Genomic DNA, 17,232 nt, shown 5'->3' on the forward strand with positions numbered 1-17,232 from the left:
CGCGGCTGGGGAAATCACCCCGCGCATGCGTACAGTGGCCGAAAGAGGTACGAACAGGGGGAGTGGTCATGGCCACCAGAGAGCAGGTCGGCGCCGAGCAGATGATCGCGGAGGCGCGCAAGGCGTTCTTCGTGATGTTCGCCTTCGTGGCCGTCGTCTGGGCGATCCAGCTCGCCAATTTCGCCGACGACTACGCCCTTTCCCGCGACTACGGCATCGTCTCCGGCGACGCGGGCTCCCTCACGCACATCCTCACCGCGCCGTTCCTGCACTGGAACTGGGACCACCTGGAGAGCAACTCGGGCCCGCTGTTCGTCTTCGGGTTCCTCGCCGCGTACCGGGGCGTCGCCAAGTTCCTCGTGCTGTCCGGGCTGGTCGCCGTGGTCAGCGGCGCGGCCGTCTGGCTCTTCGAGGCCGACCGCGTCTCGACCGTCGGCGCGAGCGGGCTGATCTTCGGTTACTTCGGGTACGTCGTCGTCCGCGGCCTCTTCGACCGGCACCTGATCGACAGCCTCGTCGGCGTCGTCATGGGCGCGTCGTTCGCGTACCTCCTCACGGTCGCCGTCCCCGGCACGCCCGGCGTGAGCTGGCTCGGCCACCTCGGAGGGCTCGTCGGCGGGCTGCTCGGGGCGTGGCTGCTGCGCGACCGCAGGGCGAAGGCGCCGAAGAGCGAGCCGAGCGCTCCCGCGACGCCCTCGGTGACCGGCGGGGGCGGTACGAAGGGCGAGCTGCCCGCGTCGCCGGCCGACGGCTCACGGGCCGACCTGCACAAGGAACTCAAGGACCTGGGGTTGTTGTAGCAACCGGTTGCGGCAACCGGTTGCTACGGAGTCACCGCTTTCGGTACCGGAGCAACCGCTTTCAGTAACTGTCGCGGATCTCGCGCAGGATGTCCTGCGTACGCTGCGCCGACGCCGCGTGCGTCGTCATGTGGTCCAGGACTTCGAGGTGCGCCGAGACCTCCTTGCGGGAGTCGAGGTAGAGCGCGCCCGTCAGGTACTCGGTGACGACCATGTCGGGGAGTTCGGGTTCGGCGAAGCGGAACAGGGAGAACGGCGCGTACGTCCCCGGATGCGGGCCCGCCGCGAACTCGGCGACCTGGAGCGTGACCCGGTCGCGCCGGCTGAACTCCAGGAGCCTGTCGAGCTGTTCGCGCATCACCGAGCCGTCGATGCTGACCGGGCGGCGCAGCACCGTCTCGTCCATGACGGTCCACAGGTGCGGCGGGTTGTCGCGCTCCAGGAGGGACTGGCGGGCGATGCGCAGCGTGACGTGCCGCTCGATGGTCTCCGGGGTGGTGTGCCCGACCGTCCCCGCCTCCAGGACGGCGCGCGCGTACCGCTCGGTCTGGAGGAGGCCCGGCACGAAGTGCGGCTCGTAGGAGCGGATCATCCGCGCCGCGCCCTCCAGGCTGACGTAGAGGCTGAACCACTCGGGCAGCACGTCGTGGAACCGCTGCCACCAGCCGGGCCGGTTGGCGTCCTCGGCGAGCATGACGAACGCCGCCGCCTCGTCGTTCGGCACGCCGTACGTCTCCAGCAGGACCTGGACGTACGGGATCTTGAGGGCCACCTCGGCGGTCTCCATGCGGCGGACCGTGGCGGGCGCCACCCGCAGGGCGCGGGCCGCTTCCTCCCGGCCGAGGCCGGCCGTCTCCCTCAGCTCCTGGAGCCGTCTGCCGAGTACCACCTGGCCCACGGTGGGCGCGGGTCGCCGCTCACTCACGCCACGTCTCCCCTGCGCGTCGAGAACTGTGTGCAGTGTGTCATGTTCCGGTGTGCGTCTCACGGGGGTGAAGAGAGAAACGGGGGCGAGACCGTGGGTGCATGATCTGTGACATATGGTACGCCATTCGGGTGGTCTGTGACATGTCACGGACCGTGGTTTTACCTTTCCGGTGCCGGCCTTTGTCTTGACGGACCATCAGGAATCCGGCTCCTGAAGGTACTTCGCGGTCGCCGGGTCGGCCGGGAGGAACGTCTCCACGGCCAGTTCGGCGACCGTCACGTCCATCGGGGTGTTGAACGTGGAGATCGACGACACGAACGACAGGGTCCGTCCCCCGTGCGTGATCCGCAAGGGCAGCGCGAACGCCGGGGCGGCGGGGGCGGGTTCGGCCTCCCGCGTCCGCCGGGGCACCGGGTACGCGGCGACCTCGTCGTACAGCTCCCGCAGTTTCGGCGAGCGGTGCAGGGCCAGCTGGCGTTCCATCTGGTGCAGGAGATGGCCGCGCCACTCGGGGAGGTTGAGGATGCGCGGCGCGAGGCCCTCCGGGTGCAGGGTCAGGCGCATCGCGTTGAGCGGGGGAGCCAGGAGGGTGTCCGGGACGCCGTCCAGGAGCATCGCGATGCCCCGGTTCGCGGCGACGACCGTGTAGACGCCGTCCACCACCATGGCCGGGTACGGCTCGTAGCCCTGGAGCAGCTGGTCCAGGCCCGCGCGGACTCCCGCGAGCGCCGGGTCGTCGAGCGGGGTCTGCGCGTAGCGCGGGGCGTAACCCGCCGCCAGCAGAAGGGCGTTGCGCTCGCGGACCGGAACCTCCAGGTGCTCGGCGAGCTTCAGCACCATGTCCTCGCTCGGCTTCGAGCGTCCCGTCTCCACGAAGCTGATGTGCCGGGCCGAGGAGTCCGCGCGGAGCGCCAGCTCCAGTTGGCTGACCTTGCGGTGCTCCCGCCAGGCGCGCAGCAGAGGTCCGACGCTCTGTCCGGGGGCGGTGGAAGGGGGCTCGGTGCGGCTCGTGACCATGGTCATGCGGATGACCGTATCCGAACGACCGCAAGGGGGAACCGGTTGCGTGAAAAGGGGGAGTACGCCAGTTGGCAACCGGTTGCTGGTGGCAGGCTGGAAGAACGCCCGCAGCCAGGAAAGGGAATGCCGCCATGCCCGCCGAACCGTTGTCCCGGAAAGAGGTCGAGGAGCAGCTCGCCGAACTGCCCGGCTGGACCGTCGAGGGCGGTGCCCTCGGCTGTCGGTACCGGTTCTCCTCCCACTTCGCCGCCACCGCCTTCGTCGTCCATGTCGCCCGTATCCAGGACGAGTTGAACCATCACTCCGACCTCACCCTCGGATACGACACGGTGACCCTGGCCGTCCGTACCCACGACGCCGGGGGCGCCCTCACCGCCCTCGATTTCGGGCTCGCCCGGCGGGTGCGGGAGTCGGCGGTCGCTCACGAGGCGCGTTGAGTTGCTCGACTACGACAAGGAGGCCGAGCGGTACGACGCGCTGCGGGGTGGGGAGCCCCGGGCGCAGGCCGCTGCCGGGGCCGTACTCGGGCTGATTCCCCAGGACGCCCGTTCCCTCCTCGACCTGGGGTGCGGGACCGGCATCGTCACCCGACGGCTCGCCGCTGCCCGGCCGGGGCTGAGGGTGGCCGGCGCGGATCTGACGTACGGGATGGCGCGCCATGCGGCGGCTCGGCTCCCCGGTGCGATCGTCCTTGCGGACAGCCGGCAACTGCCCTTCGGGGAAAGTCAGTTCGATGCCGTGACCAGCGTCTGGCTGCTCCATCTTCTGCCCGACCCGGACGACGTCCGCCGTACCGTCGCCGAGTGCGCGCGGCTGCTGCGGCCGGGCGGGGTGTATGTCACGACGGTCGACAAGGGGCCCTCGCACAATGTCGGGAGTGACATCGACGCCGTCCTCGCCGGGCGTCCCAGGTCACCGGTGCCGGACAGGTCCGAGGTGGTCGAGGGGTACGCCGCCGAGGCGGGGCTGAGTCCGGCGGGCGAGGCGGGGTTCACCGGGCGGGGACAGGGGCGCAGCCCACGCCGGACCATCAGCGATCTCAGGCGGGGCTGGTTCATGACCCTGCCGCCGGGGCACCCCCTCGCGGCCGGCTTCGAGGAACGGCTCGCCGCGCTGCCGGACCAGGAACGGCCGCGCCCGGACCCGGAGTTCAGGCTGAGGGCGTTCAGGAGAACGCCGTAGCCCCCCGGCAACTCCTCCCGCCCGGTGACTTCGTCGGTGAACCCGGCAACTCCTCCGACCCGCCCGGCAGATACTCCCTCTCACCCGGCAACTCCCCTCCCCCCGGCGGCGACTGACCCACCAGAAGCCGTCCGCCCTTCCGGGAGGTACCCCCACCATGCAGCACCCGCACCGAAGGAAGCCCACCCCCCGCCACAGACACCCCCTCGCCCTCCTCGCCGCAACAGCCCTCGCGGCGACCGGACTTGTCACCCTCACCCCCCACACGGCCACCGCCGCCACCGCCCGCCAGGTCGAGGCCCTCGACCGAGGCGTGGTCAGTGTCCACACCGACGCCGGGAACCTGGTCAGCTGGCGGTGGCTCGGCACCGACTCCAACGACGTCTCGTTCAACGTCTATCGAGCCGGTACGAAGGTCAACTCCACCCCGGTCACCGGCTCGACGAACTACTTCCACTCCGGCGCCCCCAGCCAGGCCGACTACACGGTCCGCGCGATCGTCGGCGGCGTCGAGCAGGCCGACTCCGTGCACGCGGTCCAACTCCGCACCGGATACAAGGACGTTCCGATCTCCCCGCCCGCAGGCGGCACGACCCCCGACGGCGTCGCCTACACCTACGAGGCGAACGACGCGTCCGTGGGCGACCTCGACGGAGACGGCGCGCTGGACTTCGTCCTCAAGTGGCAGCCGACGAACGCGAAGGACAACTCCCAGTCGGGGTACACCGGGAACACGATCCTCGACGGGATCAAGCTCGACGGCACCCGGCTGTGGCGGATCGACCTGGGCCGCAACATCCGTTCCGGCGCGCACTACACGCAGTTCCAGGTGTACGACTACGACGGCGATCGCAAGGCCGAGGTCGCCGTGAAGACGGCCGACGGGACGGTCGACGGCGGTGGCACGGTGATCGGCAACTCCGGTGCCGACCACCGCAATGCGAGCGGGTACGTGCTGTCGGGGCCGGAGTACCTGACGATGTTCAACGGCCTGACAGGCCGCGCGATGCAGACCGTCGACTACGTCCCGGCGCGCGGCACGGTCTCGTCCTGGGGCGACTCGTACGGCAACCGGGTGGACCGATTCCTCGCGGGTACCGCCTACTTGGACGGCGCCCGGCCCTCGCTGATCATGGCGCGCGGCTACTACACGCGCACCGTGATCGCGGCCTGGGACTGGCGAGGCGGCGCCTTCACGCGCCGGTGGACCTTCGACACCACCTCGTCCACCAACTCCGGCAGGGGGTACGACGGTCAGGGCTCGCACAGCCTCTCCGTCGGGGACGTCGACAACGACGGCCGGGACGAGATCGTGTACGGCGCGATGGCCGTCGACGACAACGGCAACGGGCTGTGGACCACGAAGACCGGTCACGGCGACGCGCAGCACCTCGGCGACCTCGACCCCTCGCACGCGGGCCTGGAGTACTTCAAGGTCTCCGAGTCGACGTCCCAGCCCGCCGAGCTGTACATCAACCCCGCGAACGGCACGGTCGATTGGCGGCTCGCCGCCTGCTGCGACAACGGGCGCGGTGTCGCCGGTGACATCTGGGCCGGCAACGACGGCGCCGAGGTCTGGTCGGCCTCGGACAGCTCGATCCGCGACGAGGCGGGCGCGGCCAAGGGACGCGAGCCGTCCAGTACCAACTTCCTGTCCTGGTGGGACGGTGACACCGTCCGCGAACTCCTCGACGGCACGCACATCGACAAGTACGGCCCCTCGTCGGACACGCGGCTGCTGACCGGCTCGGGGGTCCACTCCGACAACGGCACGAAGGCGACCCCCGCGCTGTCCGGCGACATCCTCGGCGACTGGCGTGAGGAAGTGGTCTGGGCGACGTCCGACAACACGGCCCTGCGGATCTACTCGACGCCGTACGAGACGTCCACGAAGATCACGACCCTGCTGCACGACCCCATGTACCGCACGGGTCTTGCCTGGCAGAACACCGCCTACAACCAGCCCCCGCACCCCAGCTTCTTCATCGGCGACAAGATGCCGACCGCGCCGAGGCCGACGGTGTACACGCCGTGACACCGCGCTAGCCGGGCACCGATGCCGAGGCGGCCACCCCCACGAGAGGTGGCCGCCTCTCGGCTGCCTCTCACAGCTGACTCTCGGCCGTCTCAGGCCGACTCCGGCCATCTCCGGCCGACGGCCGACTCCGGCGCTCCCGGCTCTCGCCCGGCGCTCCCGGCTCTCGCCCGGCGCCCCCAGCTCCTGCCCGGCGCCCCCGGCCCCCGCCCGGCGCCCCGGCCCCCGCTCACTGAACCGACGGCGCCGGAATCACCTTGCCGTTCTCGTCCAGCGTCCGCGTCTGCCAGTACTCGTCCCACTTGTCCCCGACCTTCTCGGGAACCTTCCCCGCCGGGTACCGGGCCCAGCCCTTCTCCGGTTCCTGGCCGTTCGTGACGCAGGCGCTGCCGGAGTTGCCCACGGCCAGCGCCGGGTACTCGCCGTCGGAGCAGATCGACTCCTCGATGGAGCAGCCGGTCAGCAGGGTGCCGGCCAGCCCGGCGAGGGCGAGCAGCGGCAGAAGGCGGTGGCGTGACATGGTGGGCTCCCTGGTCGGTGGATGTGACCAGCCTGCCGGAGACGCCACCGCCTCCTCATGAGTAGCCGTACTCATCCGTACTGGGTGATCAGAGCACCGTGCAGCTCTGATCACCCACCTTGAACGCGGCCGGTTTCCCGTTCGTCCCCGACCAGCTCCCCGTGAACCCGAAGCTCACGGACGACCCGGCCGCGACGCCCCCGTTCCAGCCGGCGTTCTTCGCGGAGACGGCGGCACCGGACTGCGTGTACTCGGCGTTCCACATGGACGAGATGGCCTGGGAGTTGGGGAACGACCACCCCAGCGTCCACGAAGTCCACGCCGACGTACCGGTGTTGGTGAGCTTCACGTCCGCTTGGAAGCCGCCGGACCACTGCCCGGTGACCGTGTAGGCGACCGAACAGGCGCCCGTGGGCTGAGGATCGCCGCCACCCCCACCGCCGCCGCTCGTGTCGGACGTGTCCCCGTAGATCACGCCCCGCCCGTTGGTGGAGACGTACACCCGCCCGTACACCCGAGGGTCACCGGTGATCGCCCCACCCGTCCAACCCCACTGGTGTGCGTCGTCGTTGACCCGGACCCAGCTCGCCCCCTTGTCCGTCGACCGGAAGATGCCCCGCACCCCGCCGATCTTCGCGCTGGTGAAGAGCGTCTGGTACGAGGCCCCGCTCGCCGCCTTCCCGAACCCGACCGTGTCGGCCTGTTCGACGTTCGACAGCTTCGTGAAGGTCGCCCCGGAGTCGGTGGAGTGCCACAGCCCGTACGCCGAGTCGCTCGCGCCGCCCGCCAGCCAGATGTCGCCCTTCACGCCGGGCAGCGCCTTGAAGCGGACGCTGTCGCCCGCGGGCAGGCCGGTCGCGGCGGACGCGGCGAAGGTCGCGCCGCCGTCCGAACTGACGTAGAACTTGCCCGACTTGAAGCCGTAGAACGTCTTCGCGTCGACCCGGTCCGACTCGACGATCGCACCGGCCGGGATACCGCTGGACGCCTGCCAGGACGTACCGAACCCGGTCGTGTACTGCACGCCGGTCCCCGCCGGGGACCACACGAAGCGGCTGCCGTCGGAGGACGCCGCGACCGTGCCGCCGCCGCTCACGCCCGAAGGGTCGCTCCCGGCGAACCAGTTGGCGCCGTTGTCGGTCGAGAACGCCACGTGCGGACCGGAGTCGAGGTCCCCGACGCGCACGACCGTGTTCGGGCTGGTCTCGGCGAAGTCGAGGCTCGTGGTCGTCGTGAAGTTCGGCTGCGTGAACATCATCGGCGGTACGGCCGTCAGGCTCGTGTGCCGGAACCCGCCGATGTCACCGAGCGCGCTGAGCAGGGGGGCGCCGGCGGGAGGCGAGGCGAGGTCGTTGACGGCCGTCTCCTCCAGGCCCTGCACCATCGGCTTGATGGTGAACTGGCCGCCGCTGTCCCAGTTCCCGAGGTTCTCGGTGCCGTAGACCGTCGCGCCCGTCCCGTACATCATCCGTGCCGAGTTGAACGGGTCGATCTCCAACGCCTCGGTCATCCAGCCGAGTTTGGGCGTCTGCTCGGGCGGCGCCGGGTTCGCGCCCCAGGTCAGCCACGGCGTCGAGGAGACGTCCATGGTGAAGCGGTTCGCGCGGCTCGGGTACGACGTGTAGTCCCACGCCTTCGTCCAGGTCGCCCCGGAGTCCGTCGAGCGGAAGATCTGCGTGTCCGGCCACCAGGAGCTGTACGCGGTCGCCATGACCGTACCCGGCTTCTGGCGGTCGACCGTCAGGCCGCTGAAGCCGAAGTAGGTGTCGGCCTCGGCGACGGGGCTGATGTCCGTCCAGGTGCCCGTGGCCGTCGCGTACCGCCACAGCCGGCCCTTGCCGCCGTCGTACGGGCCGCCCTTGTCGCTGTACGCGAGGTACAGGCTGCCGCCCGCCAACACCCCTTTGTGCGGGAGGTATCCGGTCGGCTGGCCGGCGAGGCGGGACCAGGTGGCGCCCGCGTCCGTGGAGCGGTAGACGGCGTTGTCCTTGTCGGCGACGCCCACGTAGATCGTGCGGGTCGCGTTGCCCGAGGTGCCCGTCGACTCGTCGAACGTGACCCAGACGACGCCCTGGTTGTCGCTCGCGTACCCGCTCGTGTCGGTCGGATCCTGCGCGTAGTTGCCGGCGTTGGGGAACGCCGTCACCTGCGACCAGGTCACCCCCGAGTCCGTCGAACGCCACAGCCCCTTGCCGCTCGGCGCCGCCAGGTACAGCACGCTGTTGCGGTTCGGGTCGACGGCCAGGCGCTCGCCCATGCCCCGGCCCGGCATGTTGCCGCCGAGCTTGAACGGCAGGTCGGTCTTCTGCCAGGTCGCGCCCCGGTCGCCGGAGCGCAGGACCGCGCCGTTGCCGGGGTCCCAGCTGTTCGTGTACGTCCCTACGGCCGCGTACACCTTGTTCGCGTCGACCGGGTCCGCCGCGAGGCTCGCGACGCCGGTGTGGCCCCAGTCGGTCCAGCCGACCGAGTCCAGCAGCGGCGTCCAGGTCTTCGACGACTCCTGCCAGCGGTAGGCGCCGCCGATGTCGGTGCGCGCGTAGAGGAGGTTCTTCTCCTTGCGGCTGAACACGATGCCGGGGACGAAACCGCCCCCGTCGATACGGGCGTTCTTCCAGGTGTACGACTCCGCCGCGAGCGTCGGCGCGGGCGCGGCGTCGGGGGAGGCGAGGGCGGACGGCGCTCCCGCGAGCAGACCGGCGGCGAGCGCCAGTACGGTCGTGAGGATGCGGGTTCTTCGCACGGTGGGGGTTCCTTCCTCGTGCGGCCATGTGCGGAAGGTGCGTTGACCCTGAAACAGGTCGACGACCGGGCGACCCCCTGTGCGGGTGGGGGTCGCCCGGCGGATACACGGAGCCTCAGCGGGGACTTATTCGAGCAGCTCCGCGTACGAACCCAAGGCCAGTGCGATGTCGGCCTGGGCCCAGAACCGGTGGTAGGTGAACGTCGGCGCGGCTCCACCCGCGAGATACGCCTCGATCTTCGACCAGTTGGGGTCGTTCTTGTAGAACGAGCGCAACGAGGCGAACGTCGAGGAGGAGTTGATGGTGTCGCCGTTCGGCATCTTGCCGGTCCAGCCGCTCGGGACGTACACGCCGTCGTCGAAGCGGTTGTAGTCGGCCCGGGTCTCCAGGATCGCGACGCCGAGGCTGTCCTGGTAGTGCGACCACATGCCGTCGAGCAGCGCCTTGGCGACCGTCTTGGCCTGTGCGTTACCGGACTTGGCGGCGTAGTACGTCAACGTCCGTGCGTACGCGCCCGCCACGCCGACGTCGCTGGTGTAGTCGACGACGTTGACGTGAAGTCCCGCGTTGGCGCCCGGACTCGACGCGCTCCAGGTGTCCGGCTGACCGGACCAGGCGAGCGTGGACGGGAACCGGTAGGTGCCGTCGGGGTTGACGGTGGTCTGCGACAGCGCCCAGTCCACCCACTTGTCGAGGACGGCCTTGGCCTGCGCGTTGCCCGTCTGCTGGTAGTACTCGGCGACCCGCTCCATGGACCACGCCTGGAAGCCGAACCACTGGTTGGACGGCGGGTCGTGGTAGACGGGCTGCTCGTCGTAGTACATGCCGTAGAAGGTCGACTTGCCGGCCGGGGGAGTGGCGTACCGCCCCGCCCAGCTGTTCGTCGCGCCACCGGCGATGGCGCCCTCGTTCGACTGGAGCCAGCGGTAGAACTCCAGCTGGCGGGTGAGCGAGGTCGCCCAGTCCGCGGAACCCGTCGCCGACTTGGGCTTCAGCGGCGCGTAGGAGCTGAGCGCGTAGGCGGCCAAGGGGTTCTGGTAGCCGCTGTGGCTGTGGCTGGAGCCGATCCGCCAGGCCCAGCCCGCTGAGGTGTCGGTCGCGCCGCCCCAGGCGTAGTACCAGGACAGCAGATAGGCCGAGGAGTTCTTGCCGGACCCGGCCGGGCAGGCGGACGGACCGACGCAGTTGCCGATCTTCTTGAAGTACTTGTCGTACATCGAGTACCGCAGATAGTCGCCCATCTTCGCGGCCTTGCCGACGGCCGCCGAGACGTCGGCGCCCTTGCCCTGCTGCTTGGCCCAGACGTCCGCCCAGTACGCGGCCTGCACGGCGCGCGCGTCGGCGTCGGGGGCGTTGGTGAACTTCCACTGCTTCGAGTAGGAGTTGTCACCGGTGAACAGGTCCAGGTACCCGTTCGTGCCACCGTACTTGAACTGGTCGCAGGTCGGCTGCGGCACGGTCTCCCACACGGATTCCTGCGCACCGCGCTGGAAGGTGTTGATGTACGAGGGCCCGGTGGCCGTCGGCCCCGCCTCGCACTTGCCGGGCTCGTTGCCGTACCCGTAGACGTTGTCCACGTCCTGGAGCCAGTGCATGCCGTAGATGTCGTCCGTGCCGTACGCGGACTTCAGCTCGGCCGCGATCGGGTCCTGGCCCACCGACACGGACGTGTCCAGGCGTGCCGGGTACTCGTTCGGGGTGTCCAGCTCGGGCGCGTAGGTCGCCGGCTTGGAGGCGTTGTAGAACGAGTTGGTCGGCTGGTCGGCGTGGGTGGGGATCATGTACTTCTCCATGAGGTCCCACGCGCCGTTGAACTTCGACCAGTCGCCGGTGATCCTGCCGTACGTCGCCTGGAGCCACAGCAGGTAGCTGTACGCCTCGGACGTCGTCTCGTGGCCCTGGTCCGGCGCCTCGACGATCAGCGTCTCCACCGAGTGGTACGGGATGCCCTCCGGCGAGAAGTAGCCGCTCGCCGGGTTGGTGATCTTCCCGTACAGCTCCAGGAACCGGGCGTCGTACGTCTTCTGCCCGGCGATCTGGGTCGCCGTGACCGTCGCCTTCGCGAGGCCCGTCGCCGTCGAGTCGAACGCCGCAGCGCCGGTGCCGGTCGCGTTGCCGGTGATCGTCACCGTCTGCGGGGTGTTCCAGTTCGACGAGGTGAAGGTGAGCGAGGCGCCGCCGGTCACCGTCAGGCCGGTGTTGCCGGAGACGCGCGCGGTCGACACCGTCACGTTCGACGAGGGCTGCGTCGACAGCCGCAGCGTGTACGTCCCCGTCTTCCCCTGCTGGACGGCGAGTTGGGTCACCGACGCGACGACCGCCGGGCCCGAGGCCACGGTGATGCCGACCGGCGTCGAGGTCCCGGCCGCGCCGAGGCTGTCGTACGCCTTCGCGACCAGGGAGTGCGCGCCGACGGCGAGGCCGGTCGCGGAGAACGTGTACGGCGCGGTGGTGTCCGTGCCGAGCAGCGTCGTGTCGTCGTAGAACTCGACCTTGCTGATCGTCGCGTTGTCCGCGGCGGCGGCGGTCGCCGCGAGCGGTACGGCCGTGCCCTGCGAGTAGATCGCGCCGGCGGTCGGGCTGGTCAGCACGGTGATCGGCGGCTGGTGCGCGCCGACGCAGGAGGTGCCGTTGATGGTGAAGGCGGTCGGCGCGGCGTTCGTGCCGCTGTACGAGAACTGGGCGCCGGTGCTCACGGCCGCGCCCGCCGCGATGTTCGCGTTGTACGTGGCGCTCTGGACGGAGACCGTGCTGCCGGACTGCGTCCAGGTGCCGTTCCAGCCGTTCGACAGCTTCTGGTTGCCGCTGTACGCGTAGCCGAGCGTCCAGCCGTTGATGGGGTCGGTGCCCCGGTTGGTGATCGTGAGGTCGGCGGTGAAACCGCTGCCCCAGTCGTTCGTCTTGTAGTCGACGCTGCACTGAAGTGCCGCCGCCTGGGCGGTGGTCGACAGTGTGCTCAGGGTGGCCAGCGGGAGCGCGAGGGCCGCCAGTGCGGCGGTCCACAGGCGCCGTGTCCTTCGGCGTCTGCGTCGTGGGTCCATGTGCTGGTTCCTCCTTGCGGCTCGGGGAGTGCTCGGCGGAAGAAGTGGGGGAGGAGCAACAAGCCTTGAACCAGTGGGAGCGCTCCCATAGTGGGGATGGGGGTGTCAGGGGTCAAGGCTCTTGAAGAGTCGAAAAGATTCGACGCCCGTTCGTTGAGGGAAAGTCAGTGACTCCCCTGTTCTTTACCGGGCCTTGCCGCTAGCTTCGTTGACACCAGTGGGAGCGATTCCATCAGTCGGTGCGTCCGCCTTGACGTGCCTGAGCTGCGAGGAGTCGCTCATGCGACACCCTTTGCGTTCAGTCTTCTTCGCCGCCGCGCGAGCCGCCGCGGCCTGCTCCCTGAACCGTGCGTCGCTCGTTCCTGGGCCCGTCTCGTGAAGTGGTCCGACGATCACGCGCGCGCCGTCGATGGATGACCCCGTGAGCAACCCCGCAAGGAACCCCTCAAGGAAACGAGAAGCACCCGCACCCCCGAAGAGAAGGAAACCCGCACTCATGAGCCGTAGCAGAACAGCGATGCTCGCCGCCGTGGCGCTCGTCGCCGGCGCCTCCGGGACCGCGCTGGCGATGGTCCCGGACGCCGGGTCGATCGCCGCGATCCCGTGCACCGTCGACTACCAGGTCCAGAACCAGTGGGGCACCGGCTTCACCGCCAACGTCGTCGTCACCAACAACTCGGCCGCCAAGTCGAGTTGGGCCGTGAAGTGGTCGTACGGCGGCAACCAGCAGGTCACCAGTGGCTGGAACGCGAAGGTCACCCAGGCCGGGACGGCCGTCACCGCCGCCAACGAGACGTACAACGGGTCGCTGCCGACGGGCGGTTCGGTCAGCTTCGGGTTCCAGGCGTCCTACAGCGGCAGCAACGCGCTGCCCGCGACGTTCACGCTCGACGGCGTCACCTGCAACGTCGACAGCGGCGGCGGCACCGGCAGCCCGACCCCCACCCCGACCCCGACCGGCTCCGGCGGCCCCTCGAACCGCGTCGACAACCCGTACGCGGGCGCCAAGGTGTACGTCAACCCGGACTGGTCGGCCAAGGCGGCGGCCGAGCCCGGCGGTTCGCGGGTCTCCAACCAGCCGACCGGCATCTGGCTCGACCGGATCGCCGCGATCACCGGCACGAGCACCGGCCGCGGCCTGCGCGCCCACCTCGACACGGCGCTCACCCAGAAGGGCAGCGGCGAGATGGTCGTCCAGCTCGTCGTCTACGACCTCCCCGGCCGCGACTGCTCGGCGCTCGCCTCCAACGGCGAACTCGGCCCGACGGAGATCGACAAGTACAAGACGCAGTTCATCGACCCGATCGCGGCGATCCTCGCCGACCCCAAGTACGCCTCGCTGCGGATCGTCAACGCGGTCGAGATCGACTCGCTGCCCAACCTCGTCACCAACACGGGCAGCCGTCCCACCGCTGTCCCGGCCTGCGACACGATGAAGGCCAACGGCAACTACGTGAAGGGCGTCGGGTACGCGCTCAACAAGCTCGGCGCGATCCCCAACGTCTACAACTACGTGGACGCCGGTCACCACGGCTGGCTCGGCTGGGACGACAACTTCGCCCCCACCGCCCAGATCCTCCACGACGCCGCGACCGCCGAGGGCGCGACCGTCGACGACGTCCACGGCTTCATCACCAACACGGCCAACTACAGCGCCCTGAAGGAGAACAACTTCTCCATCGGCGACAACGTCGCCGGGAAGTCGGTGCGCGAGTCGAAGTGGGTCGACTGGAACCGCTACACGGACGAGCAGTCGTATGCGCTGGCCCTGCGCAATCAGCTGGTCACCGCCGGGTTCCGGTCCAACATCGGCATGCTGATCGACACCTCCCGCAACGGCTGGGGCGGCAGCGCGCGGCCGGCCGGTCCCGGCCCGCAGACCAGCGTGGACACGTACGTCGACGGCGGGCGCTACGACCGCCGTATCCACGTCGGGAACTGGTGCAACCAGTCCGGTGCCGGGCTCGGCGAACGCCCGAAGGCCGCTCCCGCCGCCGGGCTCGACGCGTACGTGTGGATGAAGCCGCCGGGTGAGTCCGACGGTGCCTCCTCGGCGGTCCCGAACGACGAGGGCAAGGGCTTCGACCGCATGTGCGACCCGACGTACACCGGCAACCCGCGCAACAACAACAACCTGTCCGGCGCCCTGCCGGGCGCGCCGCTGTCCGGGCACTGGTTCTCCGCGCAGTTCCAGCAGCTGATGCAGAACGCGTACCCGCCGCTCAGCTGACTTCCCCGTTCCCGCGTCCGCCGGACCCCGGCGGACGCGGGCGCCACAGCCGAGCCGGTTTTGCCGGTACCGCAGTTTTTTGCGGTACCGGCAAGAGAACTGGCCCCCTCCCGGTGCGGCGGCGCACGCTGTCGCCACCACCGACGAGAGGGTGACCGTCATGGCACACCAGCACCACGACCACACGCACGACCACGGCGCCGACACCGGCATCGACTGGGCCGCGATGTCCCACCACCTGGAGTCCCAGGCCGAGTTGTACGCCCCCTGGTACGAGCGGGCGCTCGCCTGGCTCGGCAGGGAGATCACCGAGCCCGGCCTGATCGTGGACCTCGGCAGCGGACCCGGCGTCGTCACCGGCCTGTTCGCGGAGACGTTCCCCGGCGCCCGCGTCATCGCCGCCGACGGCTCGCAGCCGTTGCTGGACCGGGCCCGCGAGCGCGCGCAGCGCCTCGGGTACGGCGACCGGTTCGCCTCCCTCGTCGGCGAACTCCCCGGCAGCCTCGCCGAGTTGGACTACCCCGCCGACCTGATCTGGGCCGGCCGCAGCCTGCACCACCTCGGCGACCAGCGTGCCGCACTCGCCGCCTGCGCGCAGCGCCTCGCCCCCGGCGGCACCCTCGCGCTCATGGAGGGCGGCCTCCCCGCCCGCTACCTCCCCCGCGACCTCGGCTTCGGCCGCCCCGGTCTGGAGTCCCGCATCGAGGCGCTCACGGCGGACTGGTTCGCCCGGATGCGCGCGGACCTGCCGGGCGCGGTGGAGGAACGCGAGGACTGGGCGGGCCTGTTGACCTCGGCGGGCCTCAAGCACACGCGTACCCGCAGCTTCCTCCTCGACCTCCCGTCCCCCGCCTCGGACCGCGCCCGCACGTACGTCGTCGAACAGTTCACGCGGGTCCGCGACGGCATCGGCGAACACCTCGACGCGCAGGACCGGGAGACGATCGGCCGTCTGCTGGACCCGCGGGACCCGGCGAGCATCCAGCGCCGCCCCGACCTGTACGTGCTGGCGGCCCACACGGTGCACACGGCGGTGCGACCGGCGTGACGCACTGAACCGGCGTGACTCCCTGAACGCGCTTGACTTCGAGAGCGCTCCAAATGGTGAACTCCCTCTCGTTCACGCACGACACAGGGGGTACACCATGACTCGCGTAGCTCTCATCACCGGCGGCGGCAGCGGCATCGGCGCCGCAGTCGCCTGCCAACTCCTCGCCAAGGGCTGGAAAGTAGCCGTCACGGGCCGGGGCGAGGACCGTCTCGCCGCCTTCGCCAAGGAACTCGGCAATCCCGAAAGCCTGTTGACGTTCCCCGGCAGCACGGCCGAGTACGCCGACGTCCAGCACGCCGTCGGCAACACCCTTCAGGCGTACGGCCGTCTGGACGCCGTCGTCGCCAACGCCGGTACGGCCACGCACGATTCGGTCGCCGAGGGCGATCCGTCCGGCTGGCCGGAGATGATCCTCACCAACGTGCTGGGCCCGGCGCTGCTGATCCGCGCCTCGATCGACGCCCTGAAGGAGACCAAGGGCCGGATCGTGCTGGTCGGCAGCGTCGCCGGGTTCGTCCACGGCCCCGGCAACCTGTACGGGGCGACGAAGTGGGCGATCACCGGACTCGCCGAGAACACCCGCCGCCAGGTCACGGAGTGGGGGGTGGGTGTCACCCACATCGCCCCGGGCCGCACCGAGACGCCGTTCTGGGACAGCTACGGAAGCCTGCCGCCGGGCCACCTCCTGACGGCGGATCAGATCGCCGACTCGGTGGTCTGGTCGATGGACCAGCCGGAGGGCGTGGACGTCAACACCGTCGTCGTACGGCCGATCGGCCAGCCCAACTAGCGCGAAAGGGGCGGGACATCACGTCCCGCCCCTCAAGTCGCCGTGCGTCAGGCGAGGTTGAACTCCGCCGGGTCGGGACCGATGCGCCGGTCCTCGTTCAGCGCGCTGATCGCCGCCAGGTCCTCGGTGTCGAGGGAGAAGTCGAACACCTCGATGTTCTCCTTGATCCGCGACGGGGTCACCGACTTGGGGATGACGACGTTGCCGAGCTGGAGGTGCCAGCGGAGCACGACCTGGGCCGGGGTGCGGCCGTGCTTCTGGGCGATGGCGACGATCGCCGGGACCTCCAGGAGGCCCTTGCCCTGGCCGAGCGGGGACCACGCCTCAGTGGCGATGCCCTGCTCCGCGTGCGCCTCGCGCAGCGCGTGCTGCTGGAGGTGGGGGTGCAGCTCGATCTGGTTGACCGCCGGGATCACCGAGGTCTCGGCGATGAGCCGCTCCAGGTGGCCGACGGGGAAGTTGGAGACGCCGATCGCCTTGACGCGGCCGTCGGAGTACAGCTTCTCGAACGCCTTGTACGTGTCGACGTACAGGTCGCGCGCCGGGGTCGGCCAGTGGATCAGGTACAGGTCGACGTAGTCGAGGCCCAGCTTGCCGAGGGACTCGTCGAACGCGCGCAGCGTCGAGTCGTAGCCCTGCTCGGTGTTCCACAGCTTCGTCGTGACGAAGAGGTCCTCGCGGGCCACTCCGGAGGCGGCGACCGCCTTGCCGGTGCCCTCCTCGTTGCCGTAGATCGCGGCCGTGTCGATGGAGCGGTAGCCGGCCTCCAGGGCGGTGGCGACCGCGCGCTCCGCCTCGTCGTCCGGCACCTGCCACACGCCGAAGCCCAGCTGGGGCATCTCGACGCCGTTGTTCAGGATGATCGGGGGGACCTTGCTGCTCACGCGCTCTCGA

General features: G+C 70.1%; 13 protein-coding genes. 7 read left to right on the forward strand and 6 right to left on the reverse strand.

The annotated features are described in order from the left end of the window. Positions 1–68 precede the first annotated feature (68 nt). Positions 69–800, forward strand: a complete 732-nt coding sequence (locus tag ACQCO7_RS34945; RefSeq protein ID WP_464075554.1) for a rhomboid family intramembrane serine protease — start codon at positions 69–71, stop codon at positions 798–800. 61 nt (positions 801–861) lie between these two features. Here the strand turns inward: ACQCO7_RS34945 and ACQCO7_RS34950 are convergent, their stop codons facing one another. Both ACQCO7_RS34950 and ACQCO7_RS34955 read right to left on the reverse strand, forming a co-directional pair. Further along, positions 862–1,725 carry a helix-turn-helix domain-containing protein gene (locus ACQCO7_RS34950; RefSeq protein ID WP_059042426.1) on the reverse strand — a complete coding sequence of 288 codons (864 nt, stop codon included), beginning with the start codon at positions 1,723–1,725 and terminating at the stop codon, positions 862–864. Between the two features lie 198 nt (positions 1,726–1,923). Beyond that, positions 1,924–2,751: a helix-turn-helix domain-containing protein gene (locus ACQCO7_RS34955; protein WP_464075555.1), complete on the reverse strand. Its 828-nt coding sequence runs from the start codon at positions 2,749–2,751 to the stop codon at positions 1,924–1,926. A gap of 128 nt (positions 2,752–2,879) precedes the next feature. Here ACQCO7_RS34955 and ACQCO7_RS34960 point away from each other — a divergent pair, with 128 nt between their 5' ends. The 3 genes from ACQCO7_RS34960 to ACQCO7_RS34970 all read left to right on the forward strand — a co-directional run bounded on the left by ACQCO7_RS34960 (position 2,880) and on the right by ACQCO7_RS34970 (position 5,965). Next, positions 2,880–3,185 carry a 4a-hydroxytetrahydrobiopterin dehydratase gene (locus tag ACQCO7_RS34960; RefSeq protein WP_464075556.1) on the forward strand — a complete coding sequence of 102 codons (306 nt, stop codon included), beginning with the start codon at positions 2,880–2,882 and terminating at the stop codon, positions 3,183–3,185. A 1-nt stretch (position 3,186) separates the two neighbouring features. Beyond that, positions 3,187–3,930: a class I SAM-dependent methyltransferase gene (locus ACQCO7_RS34965; RefSeq protein WP_464075557.1), complete on the forward strand. Its 744-nt coding sequence runs from the start codon at positions 3,187–3,189 to the stop codon at positions 3,928–3,930. 157 nt (positions 3,931–4,087) lie between these two features. Beyond that, on the forward strand, positions 4,088–5,965 hold the full coding sequence (locus tag ACQCO7_RS34970; protein ID WP_464075558.1) for a rhamnogalacturonan lyase: 1,878 nt from the start codon (positions 4,088–4,090) through the stop codon (positions 5,963–5,965). Between the two features lie 229 nt (positions 5,966–6,194). On the opposite strand, the gene ACQCO7_RS34975 is transcribed toward ACQCO7_RS34970, so the two are convergent. The 3 genes from ACQCO7_RS34975 to ACQCO7_RS34985 all read right to left on the reverse strand — a co-directional run bounded on the left by ACQCO7_RS34975 (position 6,195) and on the right by ACQCO7_RS34985 (position 12,267). Then, positions 6,195–6,485, reverse strand: a complete 291-nt coding sequence (locus tag ACQCO7_RS34975) for an SCO0607 family lipoprotein (RefSeq protein WP_464075559.1) — start codon at positions 6,483–6,485, stop codon at positions 6,195–6,197. 88 nt (positions 6,486–6,573) lie between these two features. Beyond that, entirely contained in the window at positions 6,574–9,225 is a 2,652-nt protein-coding gene (locus ACQCO7_RS34980; protein ID WP_464075560.1) for a cellulose binding domain-containing protein, read from the reverse strand. Positions 9,226–9,351: 126 nt separating this feature from the next. Beyond that, positions 9,352–12,267: a glycoside hydrolase family 48 protein gene (locus ACQCO7_RS34985; RefSeq protein ID WP_464075561.1), complete on the reverse strand. Its 2,916-nt coding sequence runs from the start codon at positions 12,265–12,267 to the stop codon at positions 9,352–9,354. A gap of 496 nt (positions 12,268–12,763) precedes the next feature. Here ACQCO7_RS34985 and ACQCO7_RS34990 point away from each other — a divergent pair, with 496 nt between their 5' ends. The 3 genes from ACQCO7_RS34990 (at position 12,764) to ACQCO7_RS35000 (ending at position 16,338) form a co-directional block, all read left to right on the forward strand. Next, positions 12,764–14,497: a glycoside hydrolase family 6 protein gene (locus tag ACQCO7_RS34990; protein ID WP_464075562.1), complete on the forward strand. Its 1,734-nt coding sequence runs from the start codon at positions 12,764–12,766 to the stop codon at positions 14,495–14,497. Between the two features lie 160 nt (positions 14,498–14,657). Then, a complete protein-coding gene (locus tag ACQCO7_RS34995; protein WP_464075563.1) occupies positions 14,658–15,545 on the forward strand; it encodes a class I SAM-dependent methyltransferase in 888 nt (295 codons plus the stop codon). Between the two features lie 97 nt (positions 15,546–15,642). Beyond that, positions 15,643–16,338: an SDR family oxidoreductase gene (locus tag ACQCO7_RS35000; protein WP_464075564.1), complete on the forward strand. Its 696-nt coding sequence runs from the start codon at positions 15,643–15,645 to the stop codon at positions 16,336–16,338. Positions 16,339–16,385: 47 nt separating this feature from the next. On the opposite strand, the gene ACQCO7_RS35005 is transcribed toward ACQCO7_RS35000, so the two are convergent. Next, positions 16,386–17,222: an aldo/keto reductase gene (locus tag ACQCO7_RS35005; protein WP_464075565.1), complete on the reverse strand. Its 837-nt coding sequence runs from the start codon at positions 17,220–17,222 to the stop codon at positions 16,386–16,388. Between the last annotated feature and the right edge of the window lie 10 nt (positions 17,223–17,232).

The organism is Streptomyces saintjeani, assembly GCF_055409605.1.

Coding starts and splice junctions, on each gene's coding strand:
- ACQCO7_RS34945 (WP_464075554.1), top strand. CDS start 69: ATGGCCACCAGAGAGCAGGTCGGCGCCGAGCAGATGATCGCGGAGGCG.
- ACQCO7_RS34955 (WP_464075555.1), bottom strand. CDS start 2,751: ATGACCATGGTCACGAGCCGCACCGAGCCCCCTTCCACCGCCCCCGGA.
- ACQCO7_RS34960 (WP_464075556.1), top strand. CDS start 2,880: ATGCCCGCCGAACCGTTGTCCCGGAAAGAGGTCGAGGAGCAGCTCGCC.
- ACQCO7_RS34970 (WP_464075558.1), top strand. CDS start 4,088: ATGCAGCACCCGCACCGAAGGAAGCCCACCCCCCGCCACAGACACCCC.
- ACQCO7_RS34975 (WP_464075559.1), bottom strand. CDS start 6,485: ATGTCACGCCACCGCCTTCTGCCGCTGCTCGCCCTCGCCGGGCTGGCC.
- ACQCO7_RS34985 (WP_464075561.1), bottom strand. CDS start 12,267: ATGGACCCACGACGCAGACGCCGAAGGACACGGCGCCTGTGGACCGCC.
- ACQCO7_RS34990 (WP_464075562.1), top strand. CDS start 12,764: ATGAGCCGTAGCAGAACAGCGATGCTCGCCGCCGTGGCGCTCGTCGCC.
- ACQCO7_RS34995 (WP_464075563.1), top strand. CDS start 14,658: ATGGCACACCAGCACCACGACCACACGCACGACCACGGCGCCGACACC.
- ACQCO7_RS35000 (WP_464075564.1), top strand. CDS start 15,643: ATGACTCGCGTAGCTCTCATCACCGGCGGCGGCAGCGGCATCGGCGCC.